Genomic DNA, 856 nt, shown 5'->3' with positions numbered 1-856 from the left:
TCTTTTCACCTTTCCCTCACGGTACTATGCGCTATCGGTCACTAGGTAGTATTTAGGCTTGGAGGATGGTCCCTCCTGCTTCCCACAGGGTTTCACGTGTCCCGTGGTACTCTGGATCATATCTGAAGAATTATCGTTTCAACTACAGGGCTATTACCTTCTATGGCGGAGCTTTCCAACTCTCTTCATTTACGATGACCTCTTACTTTATGATATGTCCGCAACCCCAACGAAGTAAACTTCATTGGTTTGGCCTGTTCCGCGTTCGCTCGCCGCTACTTACGGAATCGATTTTTCTTTCTCTTCCTCCAGGTACTTAGATGTTTCAGTTCCCCGGGTTCCCCTCGCTAAGCTATGTATTCACTTAACGATACTTAGACATTACTCTAAGTGAGTTTCCTCATTCGGAAATCTTCGGATCAAAGTTTACGTGCAACTCCCCGAAGCTTATCGCAGCTTATCACGTCCTTCATCGGCTCCTAGTGCCAAGGCATCCGCCCTGCACCCTTAATAACTTGACCAGTTATTAAAAGTTATCGCCAAAGTCTTTATGTTCATATGCATTCACATAAATCCCTTTGCTTAAAGTTTGTAATTTTAAAGACTTTTCTTGTCCATATATATTAAATGATGTCATATCACTAAATGTTATGCAGTTTTCAAAGTACTAACGTACATCGCCAACGTCTATTCTCTCTGAGAATATCCCGTTGCTCAAAGTACTAACTTGAGGAATGAACCCTCAAAATTAAACAGTAGGCAATTCTCCTTAGAAAGGAGGTGATCCAGCCGCACCTTCCGATACGGCTACCTTGTTACGACTTCACCCCAGTTATTGATTTCACCTTCGACACTC

Annotated in this window: 2 rRNA genes; both read right to left on the bottom strand. The window is 43.0% G+C overall.

The annotated features are described in order from the left end of the window. Positions 1–521: ribosomal RNA gene (locus H8923_RS17070) — 23S ribosomal RNA — on the bottom strand; the annotation flags it as partial. A 252-nt stretch (positions 522–773) separates the two neighbouring features. After that, positions 774–856: ribosomal RNA gene (locus H8923_RS17065) — 16S ribosomal RNA — on the bottom strand; the annotation flags it as partial.

Origin of the sequence: Romboutsia faecis, from assembly GCF_014323405.1 — a bacterium.
Taxonomy (GTDB): Bacteria; Bacillota; Clostridia; order Peptostreptococcales; family Peptostreptococcaceae; genus Romboutsia_E; species Romboutsia_E faecis.
Note: the sequence above shows the minus strand (reverse complement) of the source record. Positions and strands in the feature narration are given on the sequence as shown.